Origin of the sequence: Marinobacter sp. JSM 1782161 (assembly GCF_011421605.1) — a bacterium.
Taxonomy (GTDB): Bacteria; Pseudomonadota; Gammaproteobacteria; order Pseudomonadales; family Oleiphilaceae; genus Marinobacter_A; species Marinobacter_A bohaiensis.
The window spans coordinates 2,535,626-2,551,095 of sequence record NZ_WSSA01000002.1; the positions used below are offsets into that span (position 1 = coordinate 2,535,626).

The following is a 15,470-nucleotide window of genomic DNA, read 5'->3' on the forward strand; positions in this document are numbered from 1 at the left end:
CTCACTCGGTGAGATAAACCGGCGGCGTATTCAGTGGGCCGCCGACGGAACGTCAGCGACCGGGGTTTTGCGGTCGTTAACCGGCAAACGCCAGATAGATCGCGATCACCAGGATCACCAGCACGATGCCGGCCGGGACGGCGCCTTTCCACGGGGTCAGGTCGACCTTGCCGGCGTCTTCGTGCACCCAGGCGGTCGCGCGCGGGGCGAGCTTGCCGAGCAGGAGCATGATGGCCACCAGCACCACGAAGACCAGGGCGACGAAGTGGAAGTCGTGGACCACGTCCAGCACGCCGGTAAACGGCGGCACGAAGTAGACCAGACCGATCACCGCACAGCCGCCGATCAGGGCAATCTTGGCCGCTACGGCCGGGACGCGCTTGGTCAGCAGGCCGACCAGCACCACCGCCAGGATCGGGATGAAGTACATGGCGTTCATCTTCTGCAGGTAGCCGAACAGGCTTTCCTGGCCCGCCAGCAGCGGCGCGATGATCATCGCCGCCAAGGCCATGATCCAACCGAAGATCTTACCGACCTTGACCACCTGCTCCTCGGTGGCGTTCTTGTTGATCACACCCTTGTACAGATCGAGACTGAACAGCGTGGTGGTACTGTTCAGGGCCGAGTTGAAGGAGGACAGGATCGCACCGACCATGACCGCGGCGAAGAAGCCGGTCAGGTACGGCGGCAGCACGTTGAACACCAGGTGGCCGTAGGCTTCGTCGGCGCGGATGTCGTCACCGGCGTAGAGGTGGTAGGCGATGATGCCCGGCAGCACCAGGTACAGCGGGCCCAGCAGTTTGAACAGGCCGGTCAGCAGCACGCCCTTCTGGCCCTCAGCCAGGTTCTTGGCAGCGAAGGTCCGCTGGATGATCTGCTGGTTGGTGGTCCAGTAGAACACGTTGATCAGCAGTACGCCGGTGAACAGCGTGGCGAACGGCACCTGCTGTTCGGCACCACCGATGGAGTTCAGCTTGTCCGGGTTGGCTTCCTTGAGGATATCCCAGCCAGCCAGGATGCCGGAGCCGTCACTGACCGCCTGCAGGCCGAAGTAGACGATCACGAAACCGCCGATCAGCAGACCCACACCGTTCAGGGTGTCGGACACGGCGACCGTGCGCAGACCGCCAAACAGGGCGTAGACGGAACCGATGATGCCGACAATCCAGACAGTGCCCCACAGCAGTACGGTGTCGGACTGGATACCGGTCAGCCCCTGCAGGTCGAGCATGCCCTGCAGCCCCACCGCGCCGGAGTACAGGATGATCGGCAGCAGGATCACCGCGTAGGCCAGCAGGAAGATGATGTTACAGATCAGCTGGGTGCCTTCGTCGAAACGAATGCGCAGCAGCTGCGGCACAGTGGCGATCCCGCTGCGCAGGAAGCGCGGCAGGAAGAACAGCGCCAGCAGCACCAGGGCCACAACGGCGACGACCTCCCAGGCCATCACACTGAGGCCATCGGTGAAGGCGGCGCCGTTGAGACCCACCATCTGCTCGGTGGACAGGTTGGTCATCAGCAGGGAGCCGGCGATCAGCGGGAAGGTCAGGCTGCGACCGGCCAGGAAGTAACCACGGGTGCTGGCGTGGTCGTCACGCCGGGTGACCACCCAGGTAATCAGGGCCACCAACCCTGTAAAAAACAGGAACGATATTAGGGTGAGTGCGTGCATAGCTTGTCCTTGTTCTTGGAAACATCAGTTGGGTGAATTCATTCGCGACGCCGCATTACCTGGGTCAGCATGGGTCCGTCCTGTCGCGTGTTGGAATGGTCAGCCGTTGAAGGTGAAGCACCTCTGGCCGACCACATCGGTCTCCGCCACCAGCAGCGCGCCGTCGCAAGGCCCGCGTTCCGAAGGGTCCAGCTCCGCGTAGGCGGTGGTGACGTAGAGCGTCTTGCGATCCGGACCGCCGAAGACGCAGCTGCTGGGGCAGCGCGCCGGTACTTCGACGATGCGGTCGATTTCGCCATCCGGCCGGTAACGGATCAGGCAGCCGGCACCCCAGCGGGCGCTCCACAGGCAACCTTCCTCGTCCATGGCCGAGCCGTCCGGGTTGCCGTAACCCTCGGTGTCGGCAAACACCCGGCGGTTGCTGGCGGCGCCGGTGTCGGCGTCCCAGTCGTACTGCCAGATCACGCCCTTGAGCGTGTCGGCGAAATACATGCGGGTTTCATCCGGGCTCCACACCAGGCTGTTGCTGATGCCGATGCCGGATGCCACCTGCCGCACGCTGCCGTCCGTGTCGATGCACCACAGCAGGCCACTGCTCTGGCGCACGGGAATATGCTCGCCGTTGGGGCCGATGTTCTGCTGCATGCTGGCCATCCAGAAACGGCCTCGGGGATCGACGCGGGATTCGTTGGTGCGGTTTTCGGCGGGTTCTTCGGCAGGTTCGGCGATGACGGTGAGACGGCCGTCCTGCGGGTCCAGGTCGTAGACGCCGCGGCCGGCGGCCACCACGTAGTGCCCGTTGCCGCGCGGCGCGATGGCGCTGACGGTGTCGTCGAACGACCAGTGTCGCGTCTCGCCGCTGGCCGGCACGTGGGCAAAGGCCTTACGCCCGACGATGTCGACCCACAGCAACTCGCCGTGCTCGGCGTCCCAGTGCGGCCCCTCGCCGAGGGCGAAGCGGTCTTCCAGAAGCGGTTTGAAATCAAACGGCTGGAAATTCGGTGCTGACTCGGTCATCACGGTGCCTCCTCGCTGGTGCGCCAATCGTGATCCGCCGGCTGCAGGTAACCCAGCTCGCGTGAGATGGTGCGGGCCACGTCCAGCAACAGGGGCTGGAGATCCTGCAGGCGGTTGGTGGGCATCCGCGACGCGACCGAGGTGATGCTGATACCCGCCACCACGTCGCCGCGGAAGTTGAAGATCGGTGCCGCCACACAGCGAATGCCTTCTTCGTGTTCTTCCATATCGAAGGCGCAGCCGTGGGCGCGGATGTCCGCCAGCGCCTGGCGCAGGGCGGTCTCATCGGCAATGGTGTGGACGGTGTGGCGGACGAACTCGGTATGGGCGATCACCTCGTCCTGCTGCTCCGGCGGCAGGAACGCCAGGATCGCCTTGCCCACCCCGGTGCAGTACATCGGCCCGCGCTTGCCCACCGCCGAGTACAGGCGAATGGTCTTGGGGCTCTCCAGTTTGTCGATGTAGATGATCTCGTGACCGTCGACCACCGCCAGGTGCACGGTCTCGGCCGCTTCGTGCAACAGGCGCTGCATGGATTCACGGGCCGCGCGCGGAATTTCCAGGCCTTCCCAGGTGCGCTGGGCCAGGCTCAGCAGACGGTAGCCGGGCGAATAACGCTGATCGCCGGTGTCGTAACGCACCATGCCCTGATCGACCAGGGTGGCCAGCAGGCGGTGGGCGGTGGACTTGGGCAATTGCAGACGTGCCACCAGGTCCGTAAACCGGACTGGCTCCGGACTGTCGCAGACAGCCTCCAGCACCTGAATGGCCTTGTCGATCGATGACATGGGTCACCACCCTTACCGAAAAATAAAACCACGTTCCACATCCGGGAAACGAAGTTCCGTAATATGGACCTGCTCAAGCGAGCGGGTCAAGCGCGGTCCTCGTTCGTCAAATGACCTGTACAAAGAGCGTACGGCTTGACACGGACCGGGCGCGAATTTAACACTATCCCTCATATGGAACACAAGTTCCACTATTTGGAACTTAGAGCAATATAAACCCCGCCCTTTCCTCCATCTGGGCATAACGCACGCTCAACGACTGGAAACCATCGCCCTGTCGACGCCCGGGAACGGCACCGATCCATGATGACCTATGACGGCGATGAGCAAAGGCTATCGATAGAACTTCGGGAGAGACCAAGTGAGTAACAGCAAAGACCGCAAGCTGCGCAGCCAGCAGTGGTACGGCAAGCACGACCGCGACGGCTTTATCCACCGCAGCTGGATGAAGAGCCAGGGCCTGCCGGATCACGCCTTCGATGGCCGGCCAATCATCGGCATCTGCAACACCTGGTCGGAAATCACCCCGTGCAACGCCCACCTGCGCGACATCGCCGAGCACGTCAAGAAAGGCGTCTGGGAAGCCGGCGGCGTGCCGCTGGAGTTCCCGGCCATGTCCCTGGGCGAGACCCAGATGCGCCCCACCGCCATGCTGTTCCGCAACCTGCTGAGCATGGACGTGGAGGAATCCATCCGCGCCAACCCGCTGGACGGCGTGGTCCTGCTGGGCGGCTGTGACAAGACCACCCCGGGCCAGGTGATGGGCGCCGCCAGCGTCGACCTGCCCACCAGCGTGATTTCCTCCGGCCCGATGCTGAGCGGCAAGTACCGCGGCCAGGACATCGGCTCCGGCACGGACGTGTGGAAGTTCAGCGAGCAGGTCCGCGCCGGCTCCATGAGCCTGCCGGAGTTCCTCAACGCCGAAGGCTGCATGTCGCGCAGTCCGGGCACCTGCATGACCATGGGCACCGCCTCCACCATGGCCTCGCTGATGGAAGCCATGGGCATGGCCCTGCCCCTGAACGCGTCCATCCCGGCCGTCGACGCGCGCCGCAAGGTGCTGGCGCACCTCACCGGCATGCGCATGGTGGAAATGGTCCACGAGGACCTGACCATCTCCAAAGTGCTGACCCGCGAAGCCTTCGAGAACGCCATCAAGGTGAACGCGGCCATCGGCGGCTCCACCAACGCCGTGGTGCACCTGCTGGCCATCGCCGGTCGCCTGGGCATCGACCTGGACCTGGAGGACTTCGACCGCCTGGGCCGCGAGGTGCCGCTGCTGGTCAACCTGATGCCGTCGGGTAAATACCTGATGGAAGACTTCCACTACAACGGCGGCCTGCCGGTCGTGCTGCAGCGTCTTGCCGACCAGCTGCACCTGGACGCCCCCAGCATCACCGGCAAGCACATCGGTGAAGCGCTGGACCAGGTGGAATGCTTCAACGACGACATCATCCGCCCGATGGACAACCCGGTGCGCCCGGCCGCCGGCATCGCCGTACTCAAAGGCAACCTGTGCCCGCAGGGCGCCATCATCAAACCGTCCGCCGCCAGCGAAGGCCTGCTCAAGCATCGCGGCCAGGCGGTGGTGTTCGAGACCATCGAAGACTTCAAGGCGCGCATCGACGATCCCAACCTTGAGGTGGATGAAAACTCCATCCTCGTGCTCAAGGGCTGCGGCCCGAAGGGTTACCCGGGCATGCCGGAAGTGGGCAACATGCCGCTGCCGCCCAAAGTGCTGGAGAAAGGCGTCACCGACATGGTGCGCCTGTCCGACGCCCGCATGAGCGGCACGGCGTTCGGCACCGTGGTGCTGCACATCTCGCCGGAAGCCAACGAGGGCGGCCCGCTGGCGCTGGTGGAGAACGGCGACTGGATCGAGATGGACGTGGAGGCGCGCAAGCTGCACCTGGACATCTCCGACGAGGAACTGGCCCGCCGTCAGCAGGCGTGGGAAGCGCCGGAATCGCCCCACAAGCGAGGCTACTACCGCCTCTACATCGATCACGTGCTGCAGGCCGACGAAGGCGCGGATCTGGACTTCCTCAAGGGCAGCAGCGGTCACGTGGTGACGCGGGAGTCCCACTGAGATGGCCGAGTTCGCCCACTACCCCAGCCTGCGTGAGCGCACGGTGCTGGTCATTGGCGGCGCCACCGGCATCGGCGCCGCGCTGGTGGAGGCCTTCGCCGGCCAGGGCGCCCGCGTCGGCTTCCTCGACATCGACGAGAGCGCCGGGCGGGCCCTGAGCGAGCGCCTGGCCAACAGCGCCACGCCGCCGCTGTTCGTGCCCTGCGACATCCGCGACATCGACGCCCTGCGCGGCGCCATCGCCCGGGTCACCGACGCCTTTGGCCCGGTGCGCGTGCTGATCAACAACGCCGCCCGGGACGACCGCCACAAGCTGGAAGACCTGTCCCCCGAGGACTGGGACCAGGGCATGGCGGTCAACCTGCGCCCGCACTTCTTCTCCAGCCAGGCGGTGCGCGAGGCCATGCGCGACGCCGGCGGCGGCAGCATCATCAACATGAGCTCCAACAGCTACCTGCTGGGGCTGGACGGCTACCCCGGCTACGTCACCGCGAAAGCCGGCATCGTCGGTTTGACCAAAGGCCTGGCGCGGGAGCTGGGGCCGGAGAACATCCGCGTCAACGCCCTGCTGCCCGGCTGGGTCATGACCGATCGCCAGATCGACCTGTGGCTGACCGACGAGGCCGAACAGGAACTGATGCAGCAGCAGGCCCTCAAGCGCAAGATCGACCCGGCGGACGTGGCGCGACTGGCACTGTTCCTGGCCGCCGACGACAGTGCGCTGATCACCGGCCAGAGCCACATCATCGACGGAGGGCGGGTATGACCGCCGACCCGAAAACGACACAGACCGCACGCCTGATCGCCGTCGACTGGGGCACCACCAATTTCCGCGCCTCGCTGCTGGACGCCGACGGCGCGGTGGTGGATCGCACCCAGGCGGCGCGCGGCATACTCCACGTCGAGCGGGACGGGTTCGGCACCGCGCTGGACGAACTACTCGGCCACTGGCTGGCCGACCTGCCGGAGGTCCCGCTGCTGATGGCCGGCATGGTGGGCAGCGCCGACGGCCTGCGCGAAGTGCCCTACCTGCCCTGCCCCGCCAGCGTGGACGACATCGTCAACGCGCTGGTGCGGGTGGACGACCTGGGCCTGGGCCGCGCCGCCTACATCGTACCCGGCCTCAGCGGCCGTTCGGTGGCGGACAACCCGGACGTGATGCGCGGCGAGGAAATCCAGATCCTGGGGGCGCTGGACGACGGCGACACCCCGGGCGAGCGCATCGTCTGCCTGCCCGGCACCCATTCCAAGTGGGTCACCCTGGCCGGCCGTCAGGTGCGCGGCTTCAGCACCGCCATGACCGGCGACGCCTTTTCCGCCCTGCGCGGCCACACGCTGCTCAAGCGTTTCGCGGCCGACGGCGGCACCGACAACGCCGCGTTCGACCGGGGGCTGGCCCAGGCCGACCGGCCCGGCGGCCTGCTGCACCACCTATTCAGCGCCCGCACCGAAGTGCTGCTGGGCGATCTGCCCGCCGACCGCGCTGGAGCCTACCTCTCCGGCCTGCTGATCGGCGACGAGGTGCGCGCCATGACCGACGCCCTGGCACCCGCCGCACCGGTCACGCTGATCGGCAACGGCACCCTGAACGACCTGTACGCCCGCGCCCTCGACGCCCGTGGTTTCGCCACCCGGACGATCGACGGCGACATCGCCGCCGTGCGCGGCCTGCACCACCTGGCCCGCCACGCGGCGCTCTAACGTTTACCGACATCGAGATTGCATCATGCCCAGCCAAGACTGCATGCGTTACCTTGAGGAAATGCCGCTGATCGCGATCCTGCGCGGCATCCGGCCGGACGAGGCGGACGCCATCGTCAGCGAACTGATCGACGCCGGCTTCCGGCTGATCGAAGTGCCCCTGAACTCGCCGCAGCCGTTCGACACCATCGCGCGACTGGTGGAACGCTTCGGCGACCGGGCCCTGATCGGCGCCGGCACCGTCACCACGACCGGGGACGTGGCCGAACTCAAGCGCATCGGCGCCCGCCTGCAGGTGATGCCCCACGCCGACGCCGAGGTGATCCGCGCCGGCGTCGAAGCGGGTATGGACGTGTTCCCGGGCGTGATGACCCCGACCGAAGCCTTCAGCGCCCTCAAGGCCGGCGCCCAGGCGCTCAAGATCTTCCCCGCCAACCTGGTGGGTCCGGAGGGCATCAAGGCGATGCGGTCGGTGCTGCCGCCAGACCTCGTCATCGCCCCCACCGGCGGCGTCAGCGCCGATAACCTGGCGGACTTCGCCAAGGCCGGCGCGCGCGGCTTCGGCCTGGGCTCCGGCCTGTACAAGGCCGGCCAGGACGCCGCCACCGTGCGCCGGGCCGCCGACGCCTACGTGGCCGCCTGGCGTGGCATTCCCGGCTAACCGCCTCCGCGCCAAACGCCCCTGCGCGTCTGCCTATCTGCCTAAAGTGACCAGAAAGAGAGCCCGGCTTTGACCACTTACACCGCCACGGAAGGCCGCTTCGGCCCCTACCCGACACTGATCCTGCAGGGCCCGGGCGGCACGCCCCGGGCCGAGATTGCCCTGCGCGGCGCCACGCTGCTGTCCCTGAGCCTGCCGGAGACCGGCCCGGATTCGGTCGTCAGCGGCTACGCCACGCCGGACGACTTCGCCGCTCTCACGGGCGCGCGCTCGGCGATCCTGGCGCCCTACAGCAACCGCCTCGCCGACGGGCGCTATGTGTTCGACGGCGCCGAGCATCAGTTCGCCAAGCGGGATGACGACGGCAACAGCCTGCACGGCCTGGTGATGGACGCGGTCTGGCAGGCGGGCCAGATCGAGCCGGGAGCCGACCGGATCGCCGTGGAACTGACCTGCGACACCCTGCGGTCCGCCGAGCAGCCGGGCTACCCGTTCCACGTACACCTCAGCGCCCGCTTCGAGCTGAGCGGCGACGGCCTCCGCCTAACGCTGACCGCCCGCAACGACGGCGAGAGCGACGCGCCGCTCGGGCTGGGCTGGCACCCGTACCTGCGGTTGCCGGGCCAGGCGCTGGCGGACTGCCGCCTGACCCTGCCCCACACCGAGCGCATCGTCAGCGACGCCCGCCTGATCCCGCTGCCGGGCAACGACGCCTACCAGCACGTGCGCGGCACCGAGCACGATTTCTGCGCGCCAGGCCGGGCTCTGGCGCAGAGCCGTCTGGACGACTGCTACTGGGGCCCGAACGGCAACGGCGGACTGGTCAGCACGCTGACCGGGTCGGACGGGCGGAGCCTGACGTTGACCCAGGACCGGGGCGTGGTACAGGTCTACACGGGCCACAGCCTGCCGGCGGATCAGCCGTCGGGACTGGCCATCGAGCCCAACGAATTCATGCCCGACGCCTTTAACCGACCGGAGCTGGCCAGGGCCATCCGCCTGGTGCCGGGGGCCGAACGTTCGTTTGGCGCCAGCCTGCGGGTCCGTCGCGAACACACCGGATAGGTTACAATCCAGTCACACCACACTCTGTGACTCACAACGTCCCGTTTGCTGCGCTAAGGTAAGGCCCATGAGACGCAAAGCCCGAGCCCGCAAACAGCTGCAACAGGCTCTCGACTCGGCGACGAGCTACGACGAATGGTTCGACGCCGCCGAGAAGCTCGACGATCTGGAAGGCAAACTCGCCTGGCGCGAGCGTGACGACACGCGCATGCTGCACACCGCACTGGTGCGCGAACACGCCGACGATCTCCGCCGGCAACGCGAGGCCGGCGATCCCACCGCGCTGATCCGCACCCTGCAGGAAAGTCTCTACCGGCACCTGGGGGAACTCTCCAACCCGGATCTCTACAGCGTCGCCCGCACCGGCACCAAGCATCTGGTTTCCCGCTTCCTCGACGAAGTGGAGCAGTCGATGCTCTATATCTGCGATCACCCGCTGCCGGGCGCGACCGACGAACAGAAGCTCAACCTGTTCCGCGAGGCCGAGCGGGTGTTCGGCCACACCGCCCTGATGCTCAGCGGCGGCGCGGCCTTCGGCATCTACCATTTCGGCGTCACCCGCGCGCTCTGGTCCCAGAATCTGCTGCCCCACGTAATCGCCGGCTCCAGCATGGGCGCCATCCTGGCGGCGTCAATCTGCTCGCGCAACCAGACCGAACTGGCCGAGTTCTTCACCCAGCCGGAACGGGTCCACCGCGACGCCCTGCGCTGGCTGCCCCCGGCGCGCATGTGGCGTCAGGGCCACGCCATGGACGCGCAGCAGCTGCTGACCCACATCCGCACCAACGTGGGCCGCTACAGTTTCCGCGAAGCCTACGAGCACAGCGGCCGCACCCTGAACATCTCCGTCTCACCCACGCGCACCCGGCAGAAGCCGCGACTGCTCAACGAACTGGCCTCGCCGGACGTGATGATCGACTCGGCCGTGCTGGCGTCGTGCGCCATTCCCGGCATCTACCCGCCGGTCACCCTGAGCGCCCGCGACCCCGCCGGTGAATCGGACGAAAGCCCCTACATGCCCACCGAAACCTGGATCGACGGCAGCCTCCAGGGCGACCTGCCGGCCATGCGCATGGCGCGTCTGCACAACGTGAACAAGACCATCGTCAGCCAGGCCAACCCGCACGTGCTGCCGTTCATCAGCCACCATCACGACCGTGGCCTGACCGCATCGGTGCGCCAGGCGGCGGGGACCTTCGTCCACGCCCAGGTGGCCTCGATGCTGGAGCTGACCCGCAACCTGGGCTCCAAGTCCGGCCTGCGCCCCTACATCGAACAGGCCCACGCCATGGCCACCCAGTCCTACCTGGGGGACATCAACATCCAGTTCCCGTTCCGTCCGCTGCTGTACCGCAAGGTGCTGTCCAACCCCAGCGACGCCGACCTGGACATGTACATCCGCCTGGGCGAACAGGCCACCTGGCCACAAATGGCCATGATCCGGGACCAGACCCTGGTCAGCCGGACGTTCCGGACGTGCATTGATCGGTTGAAGGCGAGTGCCGGGGCTAAGAGGGAGCGGGCGTTGGGGTGAGCGGGACGGGCTGTCTTGAAAGTGGCTGTTGCGCCATTTCAGGTACTAATCCAGCACGTCAATCCGCACATTGATCACGCCCGCCGACGTGTTCCCTATCTGCCTGAAAGCGGACTTTGAGAGATCGATAATGCGACCGGCCACGAACGGCCCGCGATCGTTGATCTCGACCACGACGCTCTTGCCGTTCTGCGTGTTGGTGACTTTGACCGTGGAACCAAACGGCAGGGTTTTGTGGGCGGCGGTCAGCAGCTCGTGTTTATACGGGGCACCGCTGGCCGTCTTCCGGTTCTGGAATTTATCCGCGTAGTACGACGCCTGCCCGGTTTCCGTGAACCCGGTCACCCCGGCCCCGGACGGGACGGTGGAGCAGCCGGCTATCAGGCTGAGGAATACAATGGCCAACATCTTCGCTGGGGTAACCGCCATAATCGGAATCTTCTACCGTGTGCACATCAGGGCCGGACGTCACTGCCGCGCCAATCGTGCGACGCGGTCTGCCCAACATCCGGTGCGAGCTCTGATTATGCCTGCTCACCCGGGGCGCGCACATCCTCGATGTCCACCGGGCGGGCGAGCAAGGCGCGCGGGGTCAAGTCTTGCGTTTTTCTCTATGCGAGAGCGTAAACGTAAAAATAAGACAAGGGCAAAAGGCAAGACTTGACACCGACCTTCTTCATGACCCCGACCTTCTTCATCTGGCAGATATTTAAACATTCACTCCGCTTGATGATTCAGAGAAAAAAATTCGACCTCAATAAGTACGCTCTTTTTGGAGCTAACCCCACCCTCCGCTGAGGCCGATACACCGCCCTTCGCTGCTTTGCTGGCAAGGTGTGCTGAAGCAGTCTTAGTCGTCGAGAATGCCGTTTCCTCTTTGAGAAGAATTGAAGCTTTTGTGCACCCCCCTACCTCGCGTGCTACCAAAATCGATTGCCAGTTGGGCTCAAAATTGACCCATGCATATTCTTTTTTATCGATGGGCTTCAATTTTGATTGGTTAGGGTTGAGCACAAACTCTCTATCCCAACTCCGAGAACCGAGTTTTCTATCATCAGCTCCTGCGGACGCGCTAGCCTCGACCAAGCTGTTACCGCCACTGATGTCACCTTTCAATTCACGATGCGAGTCCGTGCTTTCTAACTGCGTCATTGAAATACGGGTGGCACCGAGATTAACCAAGAACTTAATCAGCTCAGCTTCCCGCTCTTCGAAGAGTATCTCGTCATATTTGTCCTCGGGAATATAAACCGTCTCTTTAGTGCTGTCTCCATGCTCAGCTAGCGGGTGAAGCCTGTAGCTGGAGCCTACTCTTGGATGCCCTGGAGGAAACCGAAATCCAAGGGACTTCGCTATGTCAGACGTCATCGCGTGATTGACGAGAAATCGATTTAACTCATCTTCGGCTAATCGTTTTCTCATCTTTTCATCTTCAGAAAGTGAAGTGTTCTCGTTGAAGATATTAGCCAGATTAAGTCCAGCTGTGGCACCTGCGGCCACAGCCAATGGTGTGAAAGGTAGAGAGGCAACTCGGAGTGCAAGAGACAATTTATCGGCTTGGCTCAACACTGTCGCCGAGCCATCCGAGGTCGACTTTTCGGTAGGCGTCGAAAAGTTTGGATTATAGGTTTCCCGGTGGATATTGAACCTTGAGGATGAGGGCATCTGGGATTCATCCTCGACTATGAAAATCATGTCTGCCTTTACTGACATAGTCTGCCTTGTTAGCTCTTATTCCGTAGGTTGAAAAATTGGGGATGTAAGTAATTCATCCGCAGCTTCGCAAGCCAATATTCTTCCAATGCGCCTGTTGTTGTAGTCGCATAAGACGGATTCTGCGCCCAAACCCTTACTCAAGACATACGACGAATTCAGGTAGAACTTGAATACCACTAATTGCTCTCCGTCGTGCTCAGCGACTGCCAAATACTCAATAGCCTTTGGCACACCGTCGATCGCTATGGGGCGATGACGAACTTCAAGCTCAATCCCTAATGATGTTAAGGACACGGCATCACCATTAACCGCCACCATCCCCACCATATTCTCTGGCTGCCCCTGGTTTTTTCTTAGCTCTGCCAGGAACTCTTGATGCATTTCCGTCAACTTTTGTAGACCACGCGCGGCGACATCGTGTTTTTCGTAACTATCCATATGAAATCTCCATAGGCGCTAACAGTCCTTAGACCGCGTTCCAAAATATCGAATAATCGTGCGCTCTCGATAATGTCGCCCTACGGGCAGTCTTGCCACGGTCGTTAATTCCCTTTAAACAACACCCTAGCGCCTTGTCGCCGTTGGCGCCATGCGTTCGTTTGACGTCTTCTTTTTGTGATTCCGACATACCGGTATTAACACGCAGAGCTGAGGGCAGGCGGGCACCGCAGTCAATACGCCTCGCCTGACAACCACCGGGCGCCTCAAACCACCCTCACCAGTTCCCCTCTCTCCCAACCGAGCCTTCCCGTCTCCGCCACCTGCCGCCGCATCCCCGGCACGGGGCGAATCATGAACAGGTCGCCGTTGCGCCCCAGCAGGGACTTGGGCACGCCGCAGTCCCGCGCCAGCCCCGCGTGGACGTCCATGTGTTCGGCTTCGCCGTGGACGGGGATGGCGACGTCCGGCTGGACCCACTGGTACATGGCGCGCAGTTCGTCCTGGGCCGGGTGGCCGGAGGCGTGGATGGGGAGGTCGGCGGCTTCGGCGGTGATGACTTCGACGCCCTGCTCTTTGAGGCTGGCGATCAGGGCCTCGATGGCGTCTTCGTTGCCGGGGATGGCGCGGGCGCTGAAGATGACGCGGTCGCCGGGTTCCAGCTCCACGTCGGGGTGCGAGCCCATGGCCATGCGACGCAGGGCGGTGCGGGGTTCGCCCTGGCTGCCGGTGGCGACGGCCAGCACTTCTCCCCGGGGCAGGTAACCCAGGTGGGCGGGGTTGATGAGGTGGTCGTCGGCGTTCCAGACGCCGGCGGCCTTGGCGGCGCCGCTCATGTTGATCAGCGAGCGCCCCAGCAGGCCCATGTAGCGGCCGGTGGCGCGGGCGACGTTGGCGAGGGTGTGCAGGCGCGCGATGTTGCTGCCGAAGCAGGCGACGATGACGCGGCCCGGTGCATCCTGAGTGGCGGCCAGCAGGCCCTTTTCCAACGCCGATTCGGACATGGAATGCCCCGCCACCGTGGCGTTGGTGGAGTCGCACACCATGGCCGCCACGCCTTCCTCCGCCAGCGCCTGGAAAGTGCCCGGCGTGTAGCCGTGGCCCACCAGCGGTTCCTCGTCCAGCTTCCAGTCGCCGCTGTGGAACAGGTTGCCCGCCGGGGTGCGGATCATCAGGGCGTTGGGATCGGGGATGGAATGGGTCAGGGCCAGCCACTGCACGTCGAACGGGCCGATGGAGCGGCGCTCGTCCACGTCCACCACGTGGATGGGCACCCGGTGCAGCAGGTCGAACTCCGCCAGTTTGCGGCGCAGGATCTCTGCGGTGAAACGGCTGGTGTAGACCGGGCATTGCAGCAGCGGCCACAGATACGGCACGGCACCGATGTGGTCCTCGTGGGCGTGGGTGATGATCAGCCCGGCAAGCCGGTCGCGGCGGTCGGCGATGAAGGCGGGGTCGGCCATCTGCACCGGCGGCTCGCCACGCCCGTGCACGGTGCCGTCGGCGATCACCCGGCCCGGCCGGGGAAAGGTCACCCCGCAGTCCACCATCAGCCACTGGCCGTCGTGGCCATAGAGGTTGAGGTTCATGCCGATTTCGCCGGTGCCGCCCAGTGGGAGGAACCAGAGGTCGTTGTGGTCGGGAGTCATGCCTGGGTCGCCGTTGTCCGGAAATGGAATGCCGCCAGTGTAACGTCTCGGGACAGACCACGTCCGCCGCCACTGGTCGCGGATGGCGATTTACCCCATGATGCAGGTGAATCCACGGACCACGGATCGAGCATGCAGTTCACCTTTCTGGGTACTTCCGCCGGCACCCCGACCCGTCAGCGCAACGTCACCGGCCTGGCCCTCCAGCACGGCGGGCCCAAGGGCTGGTATCTGGTCGATTGCGGCGAAGGCACCCAGCACCAGTTGCAGCGCACCCACCACAGCCTGGTGCAGCTGCGGGCCATCTTCATCACCCACGTGCATGGGGACCACAGCTTCGGGCTGCCGGGGCTGCTGGCCAGCGCCTCCATGGCCGGGCGCACCGAGCCGCTGCCGCTGATCGCGCCGGGGCCAATCAAGGCCTACGTGGAGACCGCCCTGGCCGCCACCGACTCCCATCTGGGCTACGACATCGAGTTCATCGAGGTCCACGCCGACGGTTTCCAATGGCAGGACGGGCACGTCCACGTGACCACCGCCGCCCTCTCCCACCGGGTGCCGACGGTGGCCTACGTCTTCACGGAAAGGCATCTGGAGCGCCAGTTGCTGACGGACAGACTGCGGGCAGACTGTATAGAAGCTGGCCCGAGCTGGGGCGAGCTGCAGCGGGGACGGGACGTCACCCTGGACGACGGGCGGGTGTTGCGCAGCGACGACTACACCGCCATCCACCGCACGCCGCGGCGCGTCGTGGTGGGCGGCGACAACGACACGCCGGAATGCCTGCGCGAGGCTTGCGAAGGCGCCCAGGTGCTGATCCACGAGTCCACCTACACCCAGGCGGTGTCCGACCACGTCGGCCCCAAACCCCAGCACAGTTCGGCCGAGCAGGTGGCGCGCTTTGCCGAGGCGGTGGGGCTGCCTAACCTGGTGCTGACCCACTTCAGTTCGCGCTACCAGTTCAACCACCCGTCGGCGCCGCTGATCGATGAGATCGAGCAAGAGGCGCGCCGGTTCTATTCCGGTAACCTCAACCTGGCGCGGGATTTTGATCGCTATCGGCTGGAACGGGACGGCCGACTCGTCGCGGTGACGGACGAGCCGGCCGGAGAGAAAAGCGAACCGGCCGCCAATTAAGGC

The 15,470-nt window shown here is 64.8% G+C and carries 14 protein-coding genes; 7 read left to right on the forward strand and 7 right to left on the reverse strand.

All coding sequences use genetic code 11. From position 1 onward, the window contains the following. Window positions 1-76: 76 nt before the first annotated feature. From GQB00_RS11365 to GQB00_RS11375, 3 genes are all read right to left on the reverse strand, one after another. The gene (locus GQB00_RS11365) at window positions 77-1,672 is read right to left on the reverse strand and encodes a solute:sodium symporter family transporter (protein WP_165856292.1); all 1,596 of its coding nucleotides are present in this window, start codon (window positions 1,670-1,672) and stop codon (window positions 77-79) included. Between the two features lie 99 nt (window positions 1,673-1,771). Continuing rightward, window positions 1,772-2,689 carry an SMP-30/gluconolactonase/LRE family protein gene (locus GQB00_RS11370; protein ID WP_165856293.1) on the reverse strand — a complete coding sequence of 306 codons (918 nt, stop codon included), beginning with the start codon at window positions 2,687-2,689 and terminating at the stop codon, window positions 1,772-1,774. Further along, complete coding sequence (locus GQB00_RS11375; RefSeq protein ID WP_165856294.1) at window positions 2,689-3,477, reverse strand: IclR family transcriptional regulator; 789 nt, start codon at window positions 3,475-3,477, stop codon at window positions 2,689-2,691. The genes GQB00_RS11370 and GQB00_RS11375 overlap by 1 nt, the downstream gene beginning before the upstream one ends. A 361-nt stretch (window positions 3,478-3,838) precedes the next feature. Between GQB00_RS11375 and GQB00_RS11380 the strand changes: the two genes are divergently transcribed. From GQB00_RS11380 to GQB00_RS11405, 6 genes are all read left to right on the forward strand, one after another. Next, window positions 3,839-5,566 (forward strand): IlvD/Edd family dehydratase, encoded by a 1,728-nt coding sequence (locus GQB00_RS11380; protein ID WP_165856295.1) that lies wholly within the window; start codon window positions 3,839-3,841, stop codon window positions 5,564-5,566. A 1-nt stretch (window position 5,567) separates the two neighbouring features. Continuing rightward, entirely contained in the window at window positions 5,568-6,332 is a 765-nt protein-coding gene (locus GQB00_RS11385; protein ID WP_165856296.1) for an SDR family NAD(P)-dependent oxidoreductase, read from the forward strand. Further along, complete coding sequence (locus tag GQB00_RS11390; protein WP_165856297.1) at window positions 6,329-7,267, forward strand: 2-dehydro-3-deoxygalactonokinase; 939 nt, start codon at window positions 6,329-6,331, stop codon at window positions 7,265-7,267. The genes GQB00_RS11385 and GQB00_RS11390 overlap by 4 nt, the downstream gene beginning before the upstream one ends. Before the next feature lie 25 nt (window positions 7,268-7,292). Next, window positions 7,293-7,928: a 2-dehydro-3-deoxy-6-phosphogalactonate aldolase gene (locus GQB00_RS11395; RefSeq protein ID WP_207950672.1), complete on the forward strand. Its 636-nt coding sequence runs from the start codon at window positions 7,293-7,295 to the stop codon at window positions 7,926-7,928. A gap of 69 nt (window positions 7,929-7,997) precedes the next feature. Next, the gene (locus GQB00_RS11400; protein ID WP_165856298.1) at window positions 7,998-8,993 is read left to right on the forward strand and encodes an aldose 1-epimerase; all 996 of its coding nucleotides are present in this window, start codon (window positions 7,998-8,000) and stop codon (window positions 8,991-8,993) included. A gap of 67 nt (window positions 8,994-9,060) precedes the next feature. Beyond that, a complete protein-coding gene (locus GQB00_RS11405; RefSeq protein WP_165856299.1) occupies window positions 9,061-10,527 on the forward strand; it encodes a patatin-like phospholipase family protein in 1,467 nt (488 codons plus the stop codon). Between the two features lie 45 nt (window positions 10,528-10,572). Here GQB00_RS11405 and GQB00_RS11410 read toward each other — a convergent pair whose 3' ends face one another. The 4 genes from GQB00_RS11410 to GQB00_RS11425 all read right to left on the reverse strand — a co-directional run bounded on the left by GQB00_RS11410 (window position 10,573) and on the right by GQB00_RS11425 (window position 14,330). Then, window positions 10,573-10,956: a septal ring lytic transglycosylase RlpA family protein gene (locus GQB00_RS11410; RefSeq protein ID WP_165856300.1), complete on the reverse strand. Its 384-nt coding sequence runs from the start codon at window positions 10,954-10,956 to the stop codon at window positions 10,573-10,575. Window positions 10,957-11,244: 288 nt separating this feature from the next. After that, window positions 11,245-12,222 carry a hypothetical protein gene (locus GQB00_RS11415; RefSeq protein WP_165856301.1) on the reverse strand — a complete coding sequence of 326 codons (978 nt, stop codon included), beginning with the start codon at window positions 12,220-12,222 and terminating at the stop codon, window positions 11,245-11,247. Window positions 12,223-12,258: 36 nt separating this feature from the next. Beyond that, a complete protein-coding gene (locus tag GQB00_RS11420) occupies window positions 12,259-12,681 on the reverse strand; it encodes a hypothetical protein (protein ID WP_165856302.1) in 423 nt (140 codons plus the stop codon). A 266-nt stretch (window positions 12,682-12,947) separates the two neighbouring features. After that, window positions 12,948-14,330: a ribonuclease J gene (locus tag GQB00_RS11425; RefSeq protein ID WP_165856303.1), complete on the reverse strand. Its 1,383-nt coding sequence runs from the start codon at window positions 14,328-14,330 to the stop codon at window positions 12,948-12,950. 132 nt (window positions 14,331-14,462) lie between these two features. Here GQB00_RS11425 and GQB00_RS11430 point away from each other — a divergent pair, with 132 nt between their 5' ends. Then, window positions 14,463-15,467: a ribonuclease Z gene (locus GQB00_RS11430; protein ID WP_165856304.1), complete on the forward strand. Its 1,005-nt coding sequence runs from the start codon at window positions 14,463-14,465 to the stop codon at window positions 15,465-15,467. Window positions 15,468-15,470: the final 3 nt, after the last annotated feature.